The organism is Nonomuraea sp. NPDC050540 (assembly GCF_044457485.1).
In the GTDB taxonomy this organism is placed as follows: Bacteria; Actinomycetota; Actinomycetes; order Streptosporangiales; family Streptosporangiaceae; genus Nonomuraea.
The window spans coordinates 411,729-429,828 of record NZ_JBITHA010000002.1; the positions used below are offsets into that span (position 1 = coordinate 411,729).

At 71.5% G+C, this 18,100-nt stretch carries 12 protein-coding genes; 5 read left to right on the forward strand and 7 right to left on the reverse strand.

Features of this window, described 5'->3' with window-relative positions; all coding sequences use genetic code 11:
* Window positions 1–79 precede the first annotated feature (79 nt).
* Window positions 80–2,332, forward strand: coding sequence for a glycoside hydrolase family 3 C-terminal domain-containing protein (locus ACIBI5_RS08435; protein ID WP_397244561.1), 2,253 nt, complete (start codon window positions 80–82; stop codon window positions 2,330–2,332).
* Between the two features lie 209 nt (window positions 2,333–2,541).
* Here ACIBI5_RS08435 and ACIBI5_RS08440 read toward each other — a convergent pair whose 3' ends face one another.
* From ACIBI5_RS08440 to ACIBI5_RS08455, 4 genes are all read right to left on the reverse strand, one after another.
* Window positions 2,542–3,069 (reverse strand): TetR/AcrR family transcriptional regulator, encoded by a 528-nt coding sequence (locus ACIBI5_RS08440; RefSeq protein ID WP_379610431.1) that lies wholly within the window; start codon window positions 3,067–3,069, stop codon window positions 2,542–2,544.
* Window positions 3,070–3,538: 469 nt separating this feature from the next.
* A complete protein-coding gene (locus ACIBI5_RS08445) occupies window positions 3,539–4,108 on the reverse strand; it encodes a TetR/AcrR family transcriptional regulator (protein WP_184960145.1) in 570 nt (189 codons plus the stop codon).
* Window positions 4,109–4,299: 191 nt separating this feature from the next.
* Window positions 4,300–5,643, reverse strand: a complete 1,344-nt coding sequence (locus ACIBI5_RS08450) for an MFS transporter (RefSeq protein ID WP_397244563.1) — start codon at window positions 5,641–5,643, stop codon at window positions 4,300–4,302.
* A 513-nt stretch (window positions 5,644–6,156) separates the two neighbouring features.
* On the reverse strand, window positions 6,157–8,670 hold the full coding sequence (locus tag ACIBI5_RS08455; protein ID WP_397244565.1) for a family 78 glycoside hydrolase catalytic domain: 2,514 nt from the start codon (window positions 8,668–8,670) through the stop codon (window positions 6,157–6,159).
* 36 nt (window positions 8,671–8,706) lie between these two features.
* On the opposite strand from ACIBI5_RS08455, the gene ACIBI5_RS08460 reads away from it, so the two are divergent.
* Window positions 8,707–9,276: a TetR/AcrR family transcriptional regulator gene (locus ACIBI5_RS08460; RefSeq protein ID WP_397244567.1), complete on the forward strand. Its 570-nt coding sequence runs from the start codon at window positions 8,707–8,709 to the stop codon at window positions 9,274–9,276.
* Here ACIBI5_RS08460 and ACIBI5_RS08465 read toward each other — a convergent pair.
* From ACIBI5_RS08465 to ACIBI5_RS08475, 3 genes are all read right to left on the reverse strand, one after another.
* On the reverse strand, window positions 9,273–10,685 hold the full coding sequence (locus tag ACIBI5_RS08465; protein ID WP_397244569.1) for a carboxylesterase/lipase family protein: 1,413 nt from the start codon (window positions 10,683–10,685) through the stop codon (window positions 9,273–9,275). The two genes, ACIBI5_RS08460 and ACIBI5_RS08465, sit on opposite strands and share 4 nt — an antisense overlap.
* A gap of 87 nt (window positions 10,686–10,772) precedes the next feature.
* Window positions 10,773–11,900: a PucR family transcriptional regulator gene (locus ACIBI5_RS08470; protein WP_397244572.1), complete on the reverse strand. Its 1,128-nt coding sequence runs from the start codon at window positions 11,898–11,900 to the stop codon at window positions 10,773–10,775.
* A 128-nt stretch (window positions 11,901–12,028) separates the two neighbouring features.
* Window positions 12,029–12,976 (reverse strand): alpha/beta hydrolase, encoded by a 948-nt coding sequence (locus ACIBI5_RS08475; RefSeq protein WP_397244575.1) that lies wholly within the window; start codon window positions 12,974–12,976, stop codon window positions 12,029–12,031.
* A gap of 93 nt (window positions 12,977–13,069) precedes the next feature.
* On the opposite strand from ACIBI5_RS08475, the gene ACIBI5_RS08480 reads away from it, so the two are divergent.
* From ACIBI5_RS08480 to ACIBI5_RS08490, 3 genes are read left to right on the forward strand one after another with little or no spacing between them, the layout of a single operon-like run.
* Window positions 13,070–14,593, forward strand: a complete 1,524-nt coding sequence (locus tag ACIBI5_RS08480; RefSeq protein WP_397244577.1) for an ABC transporter substrate-binding protein — start codon at window positions 13,070–13,072, stop codon at window positions 14,591–14,593.
* Between the two features lies 1 nt (window position 14,594).
* Window positions 14,595–15,533, forward strand: coding sequence for an ABC transporter permease (locus ACIBI5_RS08485; RefSeq protein WP_397244579.1), 939 nt, complete (start codon window positions 14,595–14,597; stop codon window positions 15,531–15,533).
* 35 nt (window positions 15,534–15,568) lie between these two features.
* On the forward strand, window positions 15,569–18,082 hold the full coding sequence (locus ACIBI5_RS08490) for a dipeptide ABC transporter ATP-binding protein (RefSeq protein WP_397244581.1): 2,514 nt from the start codon (window positions 15,569–15,571) through the stop codon (window positions 18,080–18,082).
* Window positions 18,083–18,100: the final 18 nt, after the last annotated feature.

The following is an 18,100-nucleotide window of genomic DNA, read 5'->3' on the forward strand; positions in this document are numbered from 1 at the left end:
CTCGGCGAATGCCTACCAATTGATCGGTAGTTTTTGTTAGCCTCGCCGTACTGCGCGCCCTGACCGCGAAAGGAAACGCATGACAGACAACCCTCTCGACCGGCTCACCCTCGCCGAGCGAGCCGCGCTCACCTCCGGCGAGTCGCTCTGGCGTACCCAGGCCATCGAGCGGGCCGGGATACCGTCGATCACGCTCAGCGACGGGCCGCACGGCGTACGCCGCCAGCCGGACGACGGCGACCATCTGGGAGTCGGGCACAGTGCGCCCGCCACCTGCTTCCCGCCCGCCGTGGCGCTCGGCTCCTCCTGGGACCCGGACCTCGTGCGCAGGGTGGGCGAGGCGCTCGGCCGGGAGTCGCGTGCGATGGACGTGCAGGTGCTGCTCGGTCCCGGCGTCAACATCAAGCGCTCCCCGCTGTGCGGCCGCAACTTCGAGTACTTCTCCGAGGACCCGCGCCTGTCCGGCGTGCTCGGCGCCGCGCTCGTCCTCGGCATCCAGTCGCAAGGCGTCGGCGCCGCCGTCAAGCACTTCGCGGCCAACAACCAGGAGACCGACCGCATGCGCGTCAGCGCCGAGGTCGACGAACGCACCCTTCGCGAGATCTACCTCCCCGCCTTCCAGCACGTCGTCACCGTCGCGAAGCCGTGGATGGTGATGAGCGCGTACAACCGGGTCAACGGCGTGTACGCCTCCGAACATCCGTGGCTGCTGACCGAGGTGCTGCGCGAGGAGTGGGGCTTCCGTGGCGTCGTCGTGTCCGACTGGGGCGCGGTCGACGACCGGGTGGCGGCGCTCTGGGCGGGCCTGGACCTGGAGATGCCGACCTCCGGCCGCGCCTCCGACGCGTCGGTGGTCAAGGCGGTCGAGGCCGGCGCGCTCGACCAGGAGTTGCTTGACGCCTCCGCCGCCCGCGTCCTGGCGCTGGTCGCGCGGGCCCAGCCCGGCGAGGGGACGTTCGACGCCGGCGCACACCACCGGCTGGCGCGCGAGGTGGCCGGTCAGTGTGCCGTGTTGCTGAAGAACGACGGCGTGCTGCCTCTGGGGTTCCAGGATTCGGTGGCGGTGGTGGGCGAACTCGCGCGTACCCCCCGATATCAGGGGGCGGGCAGCTCCCACATCGTGCCCACGCGGCTGGACGACGTGCTCACCGAGATGCGCGCGCTGGCCGGGCGGGAGCTGGAGTACGCGCCCGGATACCGGCTGGGCGACGCCGGCCGTTCACCCGAGCTGGAGGAGGAGGCGCGGGCCGTCGCGGCGCGCGCCGCGACCACGGTCGTCTGCCTCGGGTTGCCGCCGGAGGACGAGGGTGAGGGATACGACCGTACGCATCTGGAGCTTCCGGACAATCAGCGGGCGCTGCTCGACGTCGTGGCCGCCACCGGGACGCGGGTGGTCGTCGTGCTGTCCAACGGCGGTGTGGTCAGGGTGGCGGACTGGGATGGGGCGGCCTCGGCCGTACTGGAAGGATGGTTGCTCGGACAGGCCGGCGGCGGCGCGATCGCCGACGTCCTCTACGGCGCGGTCAACCCGTCCGGGCGCCTGGCCGAGACCATCCCGCTGCGCCTGGAGGACACCGCCTCCTACCTCGACTTTCCCGGCGAACTCGGCACCGTCCGCTACACCGAGGGCGTCTTCGTCGGCTACCGCTACCACGACGCGCTCGACGCGCCGGTCAGCTACCCGTTCGGGCACGGCCTGTCTTATACCGAGTTCGGCTACTCCGACCTCGATGTCCACACCCGCGGCTCCGGCGAGGAGCTCGTCGTCCGCGTCAGCGTCCGCATCACCAACCTCGGCGACCGGGCCGGCCAGGAGGTGGCGCAGGTCTACGTCGCCGCCCCCAGCCACGACGTCCGCCGCCCCGCCCGCGAACTGCGCGCCTTCCGAAAAGTCCCTCTAGAGCCGGGTGCCTCCACGACCGTGCGCTTCTACCTCTCCTTCCGCGACTTCGCCTACTTCCATCCGGTACGGCGGCGCTGGACCATCGACCCGGGCACCGCCACCATCCACGTCGGCGCTTCCTCCCGGGACCTGCGGGTCGCGGCCACGGTGGAGATGGAGGGCACCAAGCAGCCGCTACCGGCGGCCATCACCCCTGATTCGCCCTTGGCTGATTGGCTTGCGGCGCCGGGTGGGCTGGACGTGCTGCGACGGGAGATGCGACCGCCTGCCGAGACCGGGCAGTCCCATTCGCGCTTTCTCACTGAGCCGGCTCTGCGGATGGCCGGGTCGGTGCCGGTGCGGCGGCTCGCCCGGTTTCCCGGGGCCTATTTGGATCCGGAGCGGTTGGACAAACTGGCTGACGAGGTGAATGAACGGGCGGGCTGGTGAAACCGTTCCCCTGCTGAGGTCGACCGCGAGCCGCGCTCCCACCCGGCGGCGCTCTCCACACGGCGCTCTCCGCGTGAGGCGGAGTAGCGGCTTGGGTCCGGCCGGCGCGAGCCGGCCGGTGCTGTAGGTGGGGCCCGACCGGCACGTCCGGAACCGGGTGACCGGGGCCGGGCGGTGAGGGAGCCGGTCGGGCACGTACGCGTCGGGGATCACCCGGTGATGGAGTCCAGGTAGGCGTCGAGCGCCCCAAGCAGGTCGAAGTCCGACTCAATGAGCCACTGGATCTGCAGACCATCGAGCACAGCGATCAGCAACGGCCCGTTCACCGGCCGGGTGATCTCCCCATTGGCACGGGCCTTGGCCAGCGTGGCCGAGAACAGCTCCCGACTCGTCCGGTACCGCTTGACGAAGAAGTCATGCGCGGGATGCCCGGGATCGGTGGCCTCAGCCGAAAGCGTCACGAACAGCCGCATGACCCCGGGATCGGCCATGTTCCGCACCATCAGCTCGCGAACGGCCAGCCGAAAGCTCCCCAGCTCGGCCCACGTCTGCTCGAACCAGGGGACGTCCATGTCGGTCCGCTGCTGAAGCACCTCGGCCAGCAGCTCTTCCTTGGACGGAAAGTAGTGCAACACTCCAGCCAGCGTCAGCCCGACCTCCGCCGCCACGTCTCGCATCGACGCGCCCCGGTAACCACGGACGCTGAAGAGCTCTCGGGCCGCCTGAAGGATCTGCATTCTCCGGGCGATCCCCACGGCGTACGGTCGTTTCGACGGCATACCCGCCACCCTAACAAATCAACCAACCGATAGGTCGTTTTTCCACCCCAGCACAACTCCTGGCCAGCACCGCCCCGCCACAACTCCCGGCCGACACCGCCCGGCGCAACTCCCGGCCGACACCGCCCGCCGCAGTTCCGCTCGGCCGACACCGCGCCTCCACGGCTGCCGCTCGGCCAGCACGCGCATCTCGGTGAGCACATCCGAACAGCCGCCCTCCCCAACCGCTCGCCCTCCCCGCGCGGCCAACCTCCCCGCCCGCCCAGACACCAGAACCCCAACAACCCCGTTCCGACATGACGCCCAACCACCGCCACCGAGCCGTGAGTCCGCAAGCCTGCGAAGAACCCGCGAACCACCAGAATCACAAGCCCGGCGACAACGCCGGCGCCCATGGGGCGCGGAACCACCTCGCTTCTGGCGAGGCCTATCGCGTGATGCTGTCGAGGTAGGCGTCCAAGGCGGTCAGAAGGTCGAAGTCCGGCTCCAGCAGCCACTGCACCTGCAGCCCGTCCAGCACGGCGATCAGCAACGGCCCGCTCGCGCCCTCCACCACCTCGCCCCGCTCCTGAGCCTTGGCCAGCGTGGCCGAGAACAGCTCCCGACTCGTCCGGTACCGCTTCGCGAAGAAGTCGTGCGCCGGATGCTGGGCGTCAGCGGCCTCGGCCGACAACGTGACGAACAACCGCATGACCCCGGCCCGCCCCATGTTCCGTACCTGAAGCTCCCGCACCGCCAGCCGGAAGCTCCCCAGTTCAGCCCACTTCTCCTCGAACCACGGAATATCGATGTCATCACGCTGCTGAAGCACCTCAGCCAGCAGATCCTCTTTGGACGGGAAGTAATGCAAAACCCCCGCCAGGCTGAGCCCCACGCGCGCGGCCACGTCCCGCATGGACCCACCGCGATAGCCCCTGACGCTGAACACCTCACGAGCGGCCTCGAGAATCTGCTCCCTGCGAGCCACCCCGACGGCATAGCGCCTCTTGGCTACCATGCAACAAACCTTACCAAAAATTACCTATCAGTAGGTAGGTTTTCCCAGCTACCAAGCACTCGGTAGCTTTCTCCCCGCCGCCGGGCAGGGTCCGCGTGCACCCAACCAAGCGCGTACCGCGTCCACCCACCCCAGCGGGTACCGCGTGCACTCACCCGGCGCACCGCATGCGGCCCCTGGGTCGGACGGGGTCAGGGCTGGGGGAGGGGGACTTTGCGGGCGGCCAGGTCGGCGGCGGCGCGGGCGGCTACTTCGCGGGTGATCGGGTACGCGGCGAAGGCCAGGGCGCCGACGATGCCGATGGCGGCCGGGATCAGGCTTTGGGCGTACAGGATGCCCTGGATCGCTTCTGAGCCCTGGGCGACGCCGCCGCTGCGGTAGCCGGTGGCGGCCAGCGTGTACGCGAGCAGGCCGCCGCCCACACCGCTGCCCGCCTTGGTGGCGAACGAGGTCATGGCGGCGAGGGAGGCTTCGGTGCGGAAGCCGTACCGCCACTCGGTGTAGTCGGCGAGTTCGGCGAGCAGGACCAGACCGAGCGCCACGGCGCCGCCGAAGCCGAAGCCCGTCAGCGCGAAGCAGGCGAGCACGGGCAGGGGCGTCGGCGGGACGGCCATCAGCAGGGCGAGACCGGCGATGGAGACGGCGAGGCTGAGGAGGTACCAGGGTTTGGCGCCGTGCCGCCTGGCCATGACGGGGACCACGATCGCGCCGATGACCATGGGCACGGCCATGACCAGGGCTGCGGCGGAGAGGTAGGCCTGGTCGCCGATGTAGTAGAGGAAGAAGAACGGCATGGCGGCGGTGAGGGAGCCGCTGGCCGCCTGTACCGCCACTTTTGAGGTGAGCAGGATCGGGACGGCTCGGTGGGCGAAGAAGACGCGGCGTACATCGGACAGCCGGTAGCGCTCCGGCAACAACGGCTTGACGCGCTCGCGCACGCGCACCGCCATGACGGTCACCAGGACGCAGCCCACCAGGGCGATCATGCTGACGTACGTGAGCCAGCCGCCCGTGCCGCCCCCGAGCGCCTTGACGATCGGCAGCGTGGCGCCGGTGCTCAGCGCCGCCGCCAGCAGGCCGGTGAGGCCGACGATGCTCGCGAGCTGACTTCTGGTACGCGCGTCGCCGGCCACCACGGGCAGCAACGACGTCAACGGGATCTGGAACAGGTCGAGCAGGAGGCCCCACAGCAGGTACGTGATCCAGGCGGCGAGCAGGGCGTTCGGGAACCAGGCGGGGGCGGCGAAGAGCGCCACCAGGCAGACGGCGCAGAGGATGCCGCCGATGAGCACGTACAGGCGGAACCGGCCCCACCGAGTGACTGGTAGGTGGTCGACGAGGTAGCCCATGATCGGATCGCTCGCGCCGTCGACGATCCGGGCCACCAGCATCAGGGTGCCGACGGCTGCGGCGCCGATGCCGACCACGTCGGTGAGGTACAGCAGGAGGAAACCGGAGGCCGCGCCCATCAGCGCCCCACCCGCGACGCCGCCGAAGAAGGCGAGCTTTTCCACCAGACCGGGCCGGTCTTCCATACGCCCTCCAAAAACCTACCAACTGATTGGTAGCAGACAGGCTAGGTGAGCTATGTCATTCCGGTCAACGCCCCAAAACCACGCTTTCTCAAGACCTTCGAGAGGGTACGGCTGCCGCCTGCGGGGGCGGATCGCGTCGGCCCACGGCAGGTCGCGCAGAGCCCTTCGCGCCCTTCGCGCCCTTCGCGCCCTTCGCGCCCTTCGCGCCCTTCGCGCCCTTCGCGCCCTTCGCGCCCTTCGCGCCCTTCGCGCCCTTCGCAGCGAAGGTCTTTGCGCTACAGGTGTGACCTGCAAGCACAGAGGATCCCGGGGCTCAATGCTTGTGTATGTCACCCTGGAGCGTGTTGCGAGCCTTCTAGGGCTGCACCCGGGCGGCAGCCCCCACCGGGGCGTGGGGGCCGCGCCCCCACTCAACACAGCCTGAGCCCCAGGCGCGAAGCGCCCCATGCGAAGCCCTTGGGTCCAAGCGCGAAGCGCCCCATGCGGAGCCCTTGGGCCCAAGCGCGAAGTGCCCTATGCCAAGCCCTTGGCCGTGCCGTCCGCCCCCGGCCAAGGGGTGGTCCAGTGGTAGGTGCCGGATGGGATGTCGAAGGGGGGTGTGTGGGGGAGGGTGACCTGGGCTGTGGTGTTCGGGGGGATGGTGGCGTTGGTGGTCATGGTGTTCCTGGTCAGGGTCCAGGAGAGTTCCACCCTTCCGTACGGGGTGCGGAGGGTCGCTTTCGCGTGTGTCAGATTCGCGCCCGGACGGGGGGCCAGCAGGATGCGGCGGTAGCCCGGCGCCGCCGGGGCTATTCCGGCCACCACGCGGTGCAGCCAGTCGGCCACCGCGCCGAACGCGTAGTGGTTGAACGACGTCATCTCGCCCGGGTTCACGGTGCCGTCGGGCAGCATGCTGTCCCATCTCTCCCAGATCGTCGTGGCGCCCATGGTCACGGCGTACAGCCAGGACGGGCATTCTCGCTGGAGCAGCAGCCGGTACGCGGCCTCCACCTGCCCGGCCTCGGTCAGGGCGTCGCACACCTCCGGGGTTCCGAGGAAGCCCGTGGCGATGTGGTGGCCGCCGTCGGCGAGTACTCGGGCCAGCCGTTCACCGGCGAACGTCCGCTGCTCCCGCGTGGGAAGCAGGTCGAAGCGCAGGGCGAGCGCGTAGCCGGTGGCCGAATCCCCCAGCACCATTCCCTCCGGCGAGACATAGGCGGCCGCGAAGGCCTGCCGGACTTGGGCGGACAAAGCGGTGTAGGGCCCGGCGTCCTGTCCCAGCACCGCCGCCGCCTCCGCGACGACCCTGGCGGAGTGCGCGAGGTAGGCGGTGGCGACAACCTCCTTGGGTGTACGCCCGTCGCCCGGCTTGTCCGGCGGCGCGGCAGGGTCCAGCCAGTCGCCGAACTGGTAGCCGCTATCCCAAAGCCGCCCATCACCCGCCAGCTCCGCAACATGGTCGACATAGCGCCGCATGCTGGGGAACTGCCGCTCCAGGAGCCCGGCGTCGCCGTACCGCTGAAAGAGGGTCCAGGGGACGAGGACGGCGGCGTCGCCCCACCCGGCGGCGGCGATCACGGCGCGCTCCCCCAGCACGTTGGGGACCACGACGGGAACGGCACCGTTCGGCGCCTGTTCGGCGGCGAGGTCGGCCAGCCAGGAGGTGAGCATCCCGGCGCAGTCGTGCAGGAAGGCGGCGGCGGGGGTGAAGACCTGGAGGTCGCCGGTCCAGCCGAGGCGTTCGTCGCGCTGGGGGCAGTCGGTGGGCAGGTCGAGGAAGTTGCCGCGCATGCTCCACACCACGTTCTCGTGCAGGCGGTTGACCAGCGGGTCCGAGCACTCGAAGTGGCCGGTGCGCTCCATGTCGGTGTGGCAGACGACGGCGCGGACCAGCGCCGGGTCCACGGGTCCTTCGACGGAGGCGTAGCGGAAGCCGTGGAAGGTGAAGCGCGGTTCCCAGACCTCTTCCGCGTCGCCGCGCAGGATGTAGACGTCGGTCGCGGCGGCGGTGCGCAGGGGGCGGATGGACAGTTCACCGCCCTCCAGCACCTCCGCGTGGCGCAGGACGACGCGCTCGCCCGCCTGCCCGCGTGCGGTGATGCGCAGGCGGCCGACGAGGTTCTGGCCGAAGTCGAGGATGGTCTGTCCCGACGGCGAGGTCAGGATCTCTTTCGGGGCGAGTTCCTGGGTACGGCGCACCGGCGGGCCGCTGGGAGCCACCAGCGTGGACAGGTCGTGCTCCAGCGTGTCGACGGGGCGCCATCCGGTGGGGGTTCGCAGGCGGGCGTCGTGGGTCTCGCCGTCGTAGATGCCGCTGGCCAGGATGGGGCCGGGGGCGCACTGCCAGTCGGGGCCGGTGCCGTACCGCTGGACGGTGCCGTCGGCGTAGGTGATCTCCAGCTGGGCCAGAAGCGCGAGGCGCTCGCCGTAGACGGCGACGGTACCGCCCTGGAAACCCAGGCGGCCCCGGTACCAGCCCTCGGCAAGGATCGCGCCGAGCGTGTTGGGGCCGGGGCGCAGGAGCGTGGTGACGTCGTGAGTCTGGTAGCGCAGGCGGTGGGTGTAGCTGGTCCAGCCGGGCGCCATGACGTGGTCGCCGACCGTGACGCCGTTGAGCTCGATCTCGTAGACGCCCAGGGCGGTGGCGTAGAGCCTGGCCGACGCTACGGCGGGCCGTACCGTGAACACGCCGCGCAGGAGTTGCTCCTCGCCCGGCGGCGCGACGAAGCGCGCGGTCCAGTCGGCCGGGCCGAGCAGGCCGGCCTCGGCGACGGCGGGCGGGCTCCAGTCCGTCCACGCGCCCTCCGCGTCGCGCACGCGGACGCCGACCTCCACGCGCTCGCGGGCGGCCAGCGGCGCGAACGGCCACGGGACCAACACCGACTCCGCCGACTCGACCAGGACGCGCTCGCCCCGGGCCGATATCTCGTAGGCGCTCTGGCGCCATCCTGGGCTTTCGCTGTCAACGGTCCAGGAGAGTCTCGGACGGCTTTCGCCCAGGCCAAGAGCCTCGTCGAGGTGTTCGAAGCGGGGAGCTGCGATGTCCATGAGGCATGCTTACTTACAACTAAGTAAGTTGTCCATATGAAGAACCGCAAGGAGGAGATCGCGGCCGTGGCCGCCGAACTCTTCGCCCGCACCGGCTTCCGCGGCACCGGAATGACCGAGATCGCCCAGCGTGTGGGCATCACCGAGCCGGGGCTGCTCTACCACTTCCGCAACAAGGAGGGCCTGCTGCGCGCGGTCATCGAGTGGCGCGACGGCAGGAGCCTCGACTTCGCCCGCGAGGCGGCGGCGCTCGGCGGGCTGGACACGATCCGCGAGATGCCCGCCTTCGCCCGGCGCAACCGGGAGGAACGCGGGCTGACCAAACTGTTCGCGGTCCTGGTGGCGGAGAATCTGGAGCCCGGCGCGCCCGCGCACGAGTACTTCCGCGAGCGCTACCGGGCGATGCGCGCCCTGGTGGCCGCAGCGCTGCGCGCGGGCCAGGAACGCGGCGAGATCCGGGCGGACCTCGACCCGGAGGGCAAGGCGGCCGAGATCATCGCCACGCTCGACGGCCTGGCGACCCAATGGCTGCTGGATCCCGAGCAGGTGGATCTGGTCGAGCGCATCGAGGCGTACGCGCTGTCGCTCCAGCGCGATCTGCCCTAAACCCAGAGGGCGTGCACCTCCGCACGGTGGTCCTCCACGACCGCCGATTCGGCGTCGAAGACCATCGTCGGCCGGGTCGAGGGGTTCCACGCGGGCCAGCCCGGCTCCCCGGTGATGGCGAAGCGCACCCACGCCGCGTGCATCTCGTCGGCCAGGCCCTGCGGCGGGTTCTCCCCCACCATCCAGCGCGACTCGGGCATGGCCAGCGCGTCGAAGACGAACGGGATCTCCATGGCGTGGGCCGCGCCCAGGTCACGCTCGGGCGAGCGCCAGGCGAACTCGTACAGCCACGTGCGCCCGATCGGCCGCCCCTCGGCCAGGCGGCGGTTGGCCAGCCGTACCAGGCGGTCGGTGAGCACGAGCCCGAACACCTCGCCCGGCTTGGCTCCCTGATACAACGCCTTGTAGCCGCGCCAGATCCGCCCTTTCACCCCCATCTTGAGCATCGCCAGGCGGGCCATCAGCGGCCCCATACGGTCGACGCCGCCGGTCGGCACGAACCACAGCCGGTACTCCTCCGTGGTGTGCCCGATCAGCACCTCCACCTCGGGGTCGACGTTCTCCTCCGGCGGCCCGGCGACCAGCTCGCCGTCGATCACGGGCCCCAGCTCGGGCCCGCCGGCCAGGCCGCTCCTGCTCATGACCGCGGCCTGCGCGTCGAGCAGCCGTTCCTGGTCCACGTCGGCGAAGGCGGCGGCGGTGGCGGGCACGCCGAGGCGGCGCGCGATCTGACCGGTCGCCTTTCTGACGGCCGCGCGATGGCCGGCGGCCGGCCCGCCGCTCTGGATGATCGCCCGGTTCAGCAGCCGCCGGGCCGCCGGGATGCCGAGCAGTACCCCGAGGTCGATCGCGCCGGCCGACTCGCCGAAGACGGTGACGTTGTCCGGATCGCCGCCGAACGCCTCGATGTTCTCCCGCACCCAGGTCAGCGCGGCGATCTGGTCGAGCAGCCCGCGGTTGTCCGGCGCGTCGGGGAAACTGGCCCAGCCCTCGACGCCCAGGCGGTAGTTGATCGCCACCATCACCACGCCGTCGCGGGCGAACGTGCTGCCGTCATACAGGGGGACGGCGTTGGAGCCGTTGCGGTTGGAGCCGCCGTGGATCCACACCATGACCGGGCGCCGCCCGTCGAGGCCGGGCGTCCAGAGGTTGAGGTTGAGGCAGTCCTCGCCCGGGATGGCCACCTCGGCGAGGATCTCGTCCAGCGGCGGGCGGTAACCGCGCTTGGCCGCCGTGGGGCCGTTGGCGAGCGCGTCGCGCACGCCCTCCCACGGTGGGGGCGGCTCGGGCGCGCGAAAGCGCAGCTCGCCGAAGGGCGGTGCGGCGTACGGCACGCCGCGGAAGACGGCGACGCCATCCTCCAGCAGGCCGCGCAGCTTGCCCGGCCGGGTCTCGACGATGATCTCCATGGCGCCTGCCTTCAGCGATAAGGGCGGTGGCTCCATTTTCCTGGAACCTCGTTCTACCGGCACTGGGCCATAGACACGGCTTTCCGGTCAGGGTTTGGGCGCTGGCACAAGTCGGTGGCCGATCAGGGCGGCGTACAGGGCGGCCACGTCCCCGGGGCGCTCCAGCGACCGGCCGGTGAGGCGTTCGATCCTGCTCAGCCGGTTGCGGACGGTGTTGCGGTGGCAGTAGAGCCTGCGGGCCAGCTCTGACGTGGACTCGCCGCTCTCCATCCACGCCGACAGCACCTCCAGCAGGGCCCCGGCGTCGGGGCGGTCGAGTACCGGGCCGAGCACCGCGGCGGTGACCCGTTCCGCCAGGTCGGGGGCTGCCGCGACGAGCGCGCCGATCGGGCGGCTGTCCACGGTGGCCGCCTCCCTGCTGCCCGGCGGCAGGCCCGCCCACACGAGCCTGGCCAGGCGGAAGGCGGCGGCGGTCTGCGGCAGCCGTTCGTAGGGGGCGCTGATCCCGATCCTGCCGCGCCCGGCCAGCGCCGCCCGCACCGCGCCCGAGTCGGCCACGATGCCCACCTGGTCGTCGGCGCGCAGCCGCCACGCGCCGCGCAGCCCGATCGTGGACAACGGCACCGCCGGGTCGGCCACCACGCACACGTACGGCCCGCGCGCCGGCAGCCCGAGCGCGTGCGCGCTGCCGCCCAGCACGCTCCAGTCGGTGACCCGCCCCTCGATCAGGGCGTCGAGCAGCACCTGGCGCTCGCGCTCGTCCTGCCTGGCCAGCTCCAGCATGGCCTCGTGGTAGCTGTCGGTGACCGCCACGGAGTAGCCGTCGATGAGCGACCAGACCTCGGTCATCGAGGTGGCGAGCGTCTCGACGGGGTAGCCGGGGTCGGCCATGGCCCGCGCGACCAGGCTCTCCCAGACCACCCGGAACCCGATGCGGTAGGCGTGCAGCACCGTGCCGAGCGGCACCCCCTGCCCGGCCCGGCGGCGCGCGGTCTCCCTGGACACCACGGCTTTGACCGGGCGCTGTTCCGCCAGGTCGAGCAGGTGCTCGTCGAGGTTGCGCCGGTTGTACTCGCGCACCTCGGCCAGCCGTTCCTCCGGCATGGCGGCGTAGGTCTCGTCCTCGGCCACGATGGCGGCGAACATGCGGTCGGCGAGCCCCTGCACGTCCTCCAGCAGCTCGGCGGCCAGGCGCGCGATCCGTGGGTCACCCATGCGCGGCAGCATAACGGCCACCCCTTGTGCCCCCGCACATGAGAGCAGGTCAGCGGCATGCCGCACCGCACGTCAACAGCGCGATGCGCTGCCCACCGCAGGTCAGGACCAAAGGTCAGCGCTGCGGGTCAGCGGGTCATGACGGTGGCGATCGAGTTCACGACGGTCGCGCGCCACTCGCGCGAGGAGGCCAGCATCCCGGTCAGGGTGTGCGAGCCGTGGACGTGCCCGGGGAACTCGCGGAAGGTCACCGGCACGCCCGCCTCGGCCAGCCGCGCGGCGTAGCGGCGGGCGTCGCCGGCCAGCGGGTCGCACTCGGCCGAGAGGATCACCGCGGGCGGCAGCCCGGCCAGGTCGGCGGCGTGCAGCGGCGAGGCGATGGGGTCGGTGGCGTCGTGCCCGGACAGGTAGGTGCCCACGCACCACTCCAGCTCCGGCTTCGTCAGCACGTGCCCCTCGGCGTAGGTCTCCACGGTGGGCGAGGACATCGTCAGGTCGAAGGCGGGGATCTCCATCACCTGGATCACCGGCATCGGCCCGCCCCGCTCCTTGGCCAGGAGCGACACGGCCGCGCTCAGGTTGCCGCCGGCGCTCTCGCCGCCCACGCCCACCCGCGTGGGGTCGAACCCGAACCGCCCGGCCTGCTCGACGGTCCACTCGAAGGCGCGGTAGCAGTCCTCGGCGGGAACGGGGAAGGGGAACTCGGGCGCCAGCCGGTAGTCCACGTTGACCACCACGACGCCGGCGCCCGCGGCGATGGCGCGTGAGCGGCGGTCGCTGTCGTCGATCGTGCCCATCAGCCAGCCGCCGCCGTGGAAGAGCACCATCGCCCCGGCGTTCTCCTCCGCGGGCCGGTAGACGCGGACTGTGATCTCGCCGTCCGGGTCGGCGACCTTGACCTTCTCCTCGAAGACCGTCGCGATCTCGGGCTCCACCTGCACGTAGTCGCCGTAGGGGTCGGCCCCCTCCGCCTTGCGCTCGGCGTTCATGCGGCGCCGGGCGACGGGGTCGTGGGGCGCCGGAGGCTGGGAGTGGATCATGGCGATCAGGGGGGCGATCTGCGGGTCGACGGGCATGTGAACTCCTCGGATCGGCATCGTTACCAAAAGCCTACCAATTGATAGGTAGTTTTTGTTAGCCTCGCCACACCCCCATCCGAGGAGGTTCCGATGCCGAGATCTCGCGGGACGGCCTTGGCGGCCGCCGCCGTCGCCCTCGCAGTCGCGGGCACCGCATGTTCAGGCGGCGCTGCCGAACGCGCCGCCACGGCGGAGCGCATGCTCACCCTGGCCGTAGCGGCCGACGTCTCGTCCTGGGACCCAGCCGTCGGCGCCGGGGGCAACTCCCTGGGCTACCTGCAGGCCGTCTACTCGTCCCTGACCACGCTCAACGCCGACTTCTCCGTCTCGCCCGGCGTGGCCACCACCTGGGCCTACGACCAGCCCAAGACCACGCTGACCATGACCATCCGCGACGGCCTGACCTTCTCCGACGGCACCCCGCTCGACGCCGCCGCGGTCAAGGCGAACCTGGACCGCGGGCTGAGCACACCGGGCGCCACCCAGTCGGCGCTGGCCGGCATCGCGAGCGTCGAGGCCACCGGCCCGGCCGAGCTGATGGTCAAGCTCAAGAAGCCCGATCCCGGCCTGCTCTACCAGCTCTCCATGGTCCCCGGCATGATCGCCAGCCCCAAGGCCTTCGCCACGCTCAAGACCAACCCGGTGGGCAGCGGGCCGTACGTGCTGGACCTGAACGCCAGCACCCGCGGCACGTCCTACACCTTCACCCGCAACCCCAAGTACTCCCTGCCGGCCACGTTCGGCTTCGACAAGCTGGTGATGAAGGCGCTGCCCGACACCAACGCGATGGCCAACGCCGCGCTCAGCGGCCAGGTCGACGCCGGCGGCGTGCCCATGGCGAGCCTGCCGCAGGTTCAGGGCGCGGGCCTGGAGCACAGGAAGATGCCCGGCCTGATCATGGGCATGTGGATCGTCGACCGCGCGGGCAAGCTGGCTCCCCCGCTGGCCAAGCTCAAGGTACGGCAGGCCGTCAACCACGGTCTCGACGCCGAGGGGATACTCAAGGCGGTCGACAAGGGCAACGGCGACCGGCGCACCCAGATGTTCGCCGCCGGCACCCCCGCCTACGTGGCCGCGCTCAACTCCCGCTACCCCTACGACCCGGCCAAGGCGAAGCGGCTGCTGGCCGAGGCGGGCTATCCGGACGGCTTCGAGCTCACCCTGCCCAGCGAGAACACCTACGTGCCCGCGCTGTACCCGATCGTCGCCCAGCAACTGGGCCAGATCGGCATCAAGGTGAAGTACAAGCCGGTCTCCAGCAACCTGATCACCCAGCAGTATCTGGCCGGCACCTACCCGGCCTTCATGTACACCTACACCGCCACCGAGAACTGGCTGGACGCCTCGCTGTTCCTGGCCAAGGGCGGGGTGTTCAACCCGTTCCACGTGGAGGACCCGGTGGTCGCCAAGCTCATGGACCGGATCGCCGTCGCGGAGGAGGCCGAGCGCGGCAAGCTGTTCCAGGAGCTCAACACCTATGTGGTGGAGCAGGCGTGGTTCGCCCCGCTGTACGCCGCCACCAACCTCATGGTCTGGAAGAAGGACAAGGTCAGGATCGACGCCGCCGCCGACCAGATCTTCGTCTTCCTGCGCGACTACCACCCGGTGGGCTGAGGTGCTCAGGCTGCTGTCGCGGCGGCTGATCGCGGCGGGCGTCCTGCTCGTCGTGATCACCGCGCTCACCTCGCTGCTCACCACGCTGGTGCCCGACCCCACGCACAACCTGCTCGGCATGACGGCCACGGCCGAGCAGATCGCCGCCAAGCGGGTGGAGCTCGGGCTGGACCGGCCGGTCAGCGTGCGCTACCTGGACTGGCTGGGCGGGGCCGTACGGGGGGATCTGGGGGTGTCGTGGTTCACCGGGCTGCCGGTGGTCGAGACGATCACCGCCCGGCTGCCCATCACGGTCTCGCTGGCGGTCATCGCGACGCTGGTCTCGGCGGTGACCGGCATCGCCTTCGGCATGGCGGCGGCGCTGCGGCGCGGCTGGCTGGACCGGGCGCTGCAGGTCGCGGCGGCGCTCGGCTTCGCCGTACCGGGGATGTGGGTGGCGTTGCTGCTGGTCATCGTCTTCGCGGTGCAGTTGAGGTGGCTGCCGGCGACCGGGTACGTGGCGTTCGCGGAGAGCCCGGCCGACTGGGCGCGTTCGCTGCTGCTGCCGGTCGTGGCGATCGCCGCAGGGTCGGTGGCGGCCGTGGCGGCGCAGACCCGCAACGCGGTGGCCGCCGTGCTGAACCAGGACTACGTGCGCACGCTGCGCGGCCGGGGCCTGCCTCGGCGCCGGCTGCTGCTGCGCCATGTGCTGCGCAACGCCGCGCCCACCGCGCTGACCGTGGTCAGCCTGCAGTTCATCGGTCTGCTCGGCGGGGCCATCATCGTCGAGCAGATCTTCGCGATCAACGGGCTCGGCAGCCTGGCCGCCGCCGCATCCAGCCGCTCCGACATCCCGGTGGTGCTGGGCGTGGTGGTGGTCGGCGTGCTCATCGTGCTCACCGTCAACCTGGTCGTCGACCTGCTGGTGAGCTGGCTCGACCCGAAGGTGCGCACCCCATGAGCGGAACTCTCCCGGGCCCGAAGGCTGCGCCCCTCATGAGCAGAACTCTTCTCAAAAGGCCCGCCGCGCTCGTGGCCGCCGTCGTGCTGCTGCTGGTCGTCGTCGCGGCGGTGGCCGGGGCGTGGCTGGCGCCGTACGGGCCGGACCAGGTCGACCTGCGGGCCGCCCTGGCCGGTCCCGGCCCCGGGCATCCGCTCGGCGGCGACGGCTCCGGCCGCGACGTGCTCAGCCGGCTGCTGCACGGCACCCGGGCCACCGTGTCGGGCGCGCTGCTGGCGGCCGGGGTGGCACTGGTGATGGGCGTCGTGGCCGGGACGCTGGCCGGATACTTCGCTCGATGGGCGGACGCGGTGGCGAGCTGGTTGTTCAACCTGCTCATGGCGCTGCCGGCGTTCATCGTCGTGCTGGCCTTCGTCGCGGTGATGGGCCCGGACCTCGTCGGCACCATGGCGTTCGTCGGCTTCCTGGCCTCGCCGTCCATCTACCGGCTCGTCCGCGCCGCGACCATGCGGGTGCGCGGCGAGTTCTACATCGACGCCGCCCGCGTGTCCGGGCTGTCCGACCTGCGCGTCGTGCGCAGGCACGTGCTGCCGGTGGTCCGCTCGGCGATCATCGTGCAGGCGCCGCTGCTGTTCGGCGCGGCCCTGCTGCTCCAGGCCGGCATCGACTTCCTCGGCCTCGGCGAGCCCGGCGCCGCCAGCTGGGGCGCGATGCTCAACGACGCCGCCGCCAACGTCTTCCGCGCCCCGTGGCTGTCGATCTGGCCCGGCCTCGCCATCGCCGCGACCGTGCTCGCGGTGACGGTCCTCGGCAACGCCGTACGCGACGCGCTCGAGGACACTCCGATCCAGGCGGCGGGCCGCGCCCCCTCTACCCGCCGGCCCGCCGCCTCCTCCCCCGCCCCGGTACCCGCCGACGGCGCCCTGCTCACCGTCTCCGGCCTCACGGTCACGCACCGTACGGCCGGCGGCGAGGTCACCGTCGTCGACGGCGTCGACCTCCAGGTACGGCCGGGCGAGGTCGTCGGCCTCGTCGGCGAGTCAGGCTCGGGCAAGACCCAGACCGTCCTGGCCGCCCTCGGCCTGCTGCCGCCGAGCGGCCGGGTCGCCGCCGGATCGGTCCGCTTCGCCGGGGCCGAACTGACCGAGCTGACCGAACGCGAGCTGAACCGCGTGCGCGGCCCCCGCATCGGCTACGTCTCCCAGGAGCCGATGTCCAACCTCGACCCGAGCTTCCGCGTGGGCAGCCAGCTCGTCGAACCGCTGCGCGCGCACCTCGGCCTGTCCGGGCGGGCCGCCCGGCGCCGGGCGCTCGAACTGCTGGCCAGGGTGGGGATCGCCGAGCCCGAGCGCATCTACCGCGCCTACCCGCACGAGATCTCGGGCGGCACCGCCCAGCGCGTGCTGATCGCGGGAGCCATCTCCTGCGACCCCGAGCTGCTGGTGGCCGACGAGCCCACCACGGCGCTGGACGTCACCGTGCAGGCCGAGGTGCTCGACCTGCTGCGTTCCCTGCGCGGTGAACGCGACATGGCGGTGCTGCTGGTGACCCACGACCTGGGCGTGGTGGCGGACATGTGCGACCGGGTCACGGTGATGCGCGACGGGCGCCTCGTGGAGAGCGCGCCCACCCGGACGTTGTTCGCCCAGCCGGCGCAGCCGTACACGAAGGATCTGCTGGCGGCCAACCCGCACAACGCCGCGCCACGCGAACGGAGTGCGGCGGTCGGGGCGCCGCTGCTGGAGATCGACCGCCTGCGGGTGGACTACCCGCAGCGCGGCCTGGGGCGCCCGCCGGTGCGGGTGCTCAAGGAGGTCAGCCTGACCGTCGGCGAGGGCGAGACGCTCGGGCTGGTCGGCGAGTCCGGCTCGGGCAAGACGACGCTCGGCCGCGCGGTGCTGGGCCTCGCGCCGGTCGTCGGCGGCTCCATCCGGTACGGCGGGCAGCCCCTACCCGGTCGCCGTGCGCGCGCCCGCCAGATCCAGGCGGTCTTCCAGGACCCGTTCAGCTCGCTCAACCCGGCCATGAGCATCCACGACATCCTGGTCGAGCCGCTGCTCGCGCACGGCGTGGCCGACCGGGCGGAGGCCGACCGGCGCATCGCCCTGCTGCTTGACCGGGTCGAGCTGCCGGCCGGCACCGGCGCGCGGCGCGCCCGCGAGCTGTCGGGCGGGCAGCGCCAGCGGGTGGCCATCGCCCGCGCGCTCGCCCTCGGCCCGCGCCTGATCATCTGCGACGAGCCCGTCTCCGCGCTCGACGTCTCGACGCAGGCGCAGGTGCTCGGCCTGCTCACCGAGATCCAGCGCGACACCGGGGTGAGCTATCTGTTCATCTCGCACGACTTGGCGGTGGTGCGCAACGTCAGCGACCGGGTCGCGGTCATGTCGCAGGGCGTGCTGGTCGAGACCGGTGACGCCGAGCAGGTGACCACCGAGCCGCGTGATCCGTACACGCGGCGGCTGCTGCTGTCGGCGCTGGTGCCCGACCCGGACCGGCAGGCGGCCCGGCGCGCGGCCCGGCTCGGCCTGGCCGCGAAGGAGCAGGCGTGAAGGAGCAGGCGTGAAGGA

Bases quoted from the DNA above. Each gene is read 5' to 3' on its own strand.
- ACIBI5_RS08470 (WP_397244572.1), bottom strand. From the start codon at position 11,900: ATGGGTGACCCACGGATCGCGCGCCTGGCCGCCGAGCTGCTGGAGGAC.
- ACIBI5_RS08475 (WP_397244575.1), bottom strand. From the start codon at position 12,976: ATGCCCGTCGACCCGCAGATCGCCCCCCTGATCGCCATGATCCACTCC.
- ACIBI5_RS08460 (WP_397244567.1), top strand. From the start codon at position 8,707: ATGAAGAACCGCAAGGAGGAGATCGCGGCCGTGGCCGCCGAACTCTTC.
- ACIBI5_RS08445 (WP_184960145.1), bottom strand. From the start codon at position 4,108: ATGGTAGCCAAGAGGCGCTATGCCGTCGGGGTGGCTCGCAGGGAGCAG.
- ACIBI5_RS08440 (WP_379610431.1), bottom strand. From the start codon at position 3,069: ATGCAGATCCTTCAGGCGGCCCGAGAGCTCTTCAGCGTCCGTGGTTAC.
- ACIBI5_RS08455 (WP_397244565.1), bottom strand. From the start codon at position 8,670: ATGGACATCGCAGCTCCCCGCTTCGAACACCTCGACGAGGCTCTTGGC.
- ACIBI5_RS08465 (WP_397244569.1), bottom strand. From the start codon at position 10,685: ATGGAGATCATCGTCGAGACCCGGCCGGGCAAGCTGCGCGGCCTGCTG.
- ACIBI5_RS08480 (WP_397244577.1), top strand. From the start codon at position 13,070: ATGCCGAGATCTCGCGGGACGGCCTTGGCGGCCGCCGCCGTCGCCCTC.
- ACIBI5_RS08435 (WP_397244561.1), top strand. From the start codon at position 80: ATGACAGACAACCCTCTCGACCGGCTCACCCTCGCCGAGCGAGCCGCG.
- ACIBI5_RS08490 (WP_397244581.1), top strand. From the start codon at position 15,569: ATGAGCAGAACTCTTCTCAAAAGGCCCGCCGCGCTCGTGGCCGCCGTC.
- ACIBI5_RS08450 (WP_397244563.1), bottom strand. From the start codon at position 5,643: ATGGAAGACCGGCCCGGTCTGGTGGAAAAGCTCGCCTTCTTCGGCGGC.